The sequence below is a fragment of the Actinocorallia lasiicapitis genome (assembly GCF_054778695.1).
The window spans coordinates 1-2259 of record NZ_BAAGZI010000606.1; the positions used below are offsets into that span (position 1 = coordinate 1).

General features: G+C 72.8%; 2 protein-coding genes. Both read left to right on the top strand.

The genetic code is table 11. The features are described 5' to 3' along the window. Positions 1-1792 (top strand): AAA family ATPase (locus ACYVE7_RS32815; RefSeq protein ID WP_460370312.1); only part of this gene is annotated, 1792 nt, incomplete at its 5' end. A gap of 4 nt (positions 1793-1796) precedes the next feature. Then, the coding region (locus tag ACYVE7_RS32820) for a 5-oxoprolinase subunit C family protein (protein ID WP_460370314.1) at positions 1797-2259 on the top strand (463 nt) is incomplete at its 3' end.

A 2259-nucleotide genomic window follows, 5' to 3' on the forward strand; every position in this document is an offset into this window, starting at 1 on the left:
CGCGCCGCGGCCCGCACCCGTCGCGCCGCCCGTCGTCAAGCCGGAGCCCGAGCCCGTCGCGCCGCCCGTCGAACGGCCGAAGCCGGAGCGGGAACCGACCGTCGAGGAGGCGCTCGCCGAGCTCGAGGACATGATCGGGCTTGAGCCGGTGAAGCGGCAGGTCCGGTCGATCGCCGCGTCGATCGAGGCCGCCCACCTGCGGGCCGAGGCCGGGGTGCCGATCGAGAAGCCGTTGCGGCACCTGGTGTTCGCGGGGCCGTCCGGGACGGGCAAGACGACCGTCGCCCGCACCCTCGCCAAGATCTTCTACGCGTTCCGGCTGCTGCCGTCCGACCATGTGGTCGAAGTGCACCGCGCCGACCTGGTGGGGGAGTACCTGGGCGCGACCGCGCTCAAGACCAACCAGGTGGTCGACTCCGCGCTCGGCGGCGTGCTGTTCATCGACGAGGCGTACTCGCTGGTCAACGTCGGTGACGGACAGGCCGACCGGTTCGGCAACGAGGCCGTCCAGGCGCTGCTCAAGCGGGCCGAGGACGACCGCGACAACCTCGTCATCATCCTCGCCGGCTACGAGACCGAGATGGAGGACTTCCTCGACTCCAACCCGGGGCTGGCCTCCCGGTTCGGCACACGGGTGTCCTTCCCCAGCTACCGGCCGGAAGAGCTGCTGGAGATCTCCGTCCGCCATATCGAGCTGCGCGGCGACGTCCTCGCCGACGACGCGGGCGACCTGCTCATCGCCTGCTTCTCCGAGGTGGCCCGGCGCGGCATCCTCGACCAGCTCGGCAACGGCCGGTTCGTCCGCTCCCTCGCCGAAGGCGCGTCCCGCGCCCGCGACCTGCGGGTGGTGTCCACCCACGCCCATCCCACGGCCACCGAACTGCTGACCGTCCGCGCCGTCGACGTCCAGCAGGCCTACGACGAGCTGACCGCCCGCTACCGCGGCTACGCCCAGACCCCCACTCTCGAAGAGGCCCTCGCCGAGCTCGACGCCATGATCGGGCTCGAGCCGGTGAAGCGGCAGGTCCGCGAGATCACCGCCCAGCTCCAGGTCAGACGGCTGCGCGCCGCGCAGGGGCTGCCCGCCCAGCCGCCCATGCGGCATTTCGTGTTCACCGGGCCGCCCGGCACCGGCAAGACGACCGTCGCCCGCGTCCTCAGCCGGATCTTCGCGGCGCTCGGGCTGCTCAGCAGGCCCGAGGTGATCGAGGTGTCCCGGGTCGACCTGGTCGGCGACCATCTCGGCGCCACCGCGATCAAGACCAACAAGGTCATCGACTCGGCGCTCGGCGGAGTGCTGTTCATCGACGAGGCGTACGGGCTGATCGGCACCGGCTACTCCGGCGGCGACGCGTTCGGCCAGGAAGCCGTCCAGACCCTGCTGAAGCGTGCCGAGGACGACAGGGACCGGCTGGTGATCGTGCTGGCGGGCTACCCCGCCGACATGGACCGGCTGCTCTCCGCCAACCCGGGGCTGGGCTCCCGGTTCGACACCCGGGTCCTGTTCCCCGCCTACGGCCCCGACGAACTGCTGGAGATCGCCGTCGCGATGGCCGCGGAGAACGGCGACCACTGGGACGACGAGGCCCTGGACGATCTCGCGCTGCTGTTCCAGCGGGCCTGCGGCCGGCACGCCATCGACACCCTCGGCAACGCGCGCTTCGCCCGGTCGATCTACGAGAAGGCCTGCACGTCCCGCGACGTCAGGGCCGCGACCCTGGCCCACCCGACCACGGCCGACCTCATCACCCTGACGGCCGCCGACGTCCACAAGGACGCCCCGATAGCGTGATCCCATGATCGAGGTGCTGACCCCCGGCCCCCTCGCCCTGCTCCAGGATCTGGGCCGTCCCGGCCTGGCCCATCTGGGGGTGCCCGGCTCCGGCGCGGCCGACCGCCGCTCCCACGACCTGGCCAACCGGCTGCTCGGCAACGATCCGTCGGCCGCGACCCTCGAACTGCTCTTCGGCGGCGCGGCATTCCGGTTCCGGTCGGGCGCCTGGATCGCGCTGACCGGCGCACCCGCCCCGCTGACGCTCGGCGCCCGTCCCGAACCCGCCAACACCCCCGTGTACGTCCCGCCGGGCACGGACGTGCGGATCGGCGTGCCCGCGCGCGGACTCCGCTCCTATCTGGCGGTCCGCGGCGGTTTCGCGGCCGACCCCGTCCTGGGCAGCCGCTCCACCGATCTGCTGTCAGGGCTGGGGCCCGCACCGCTCGTCGCGGGCGACCTGCTTCCCGCCGGTGCGCTGCGCGGCC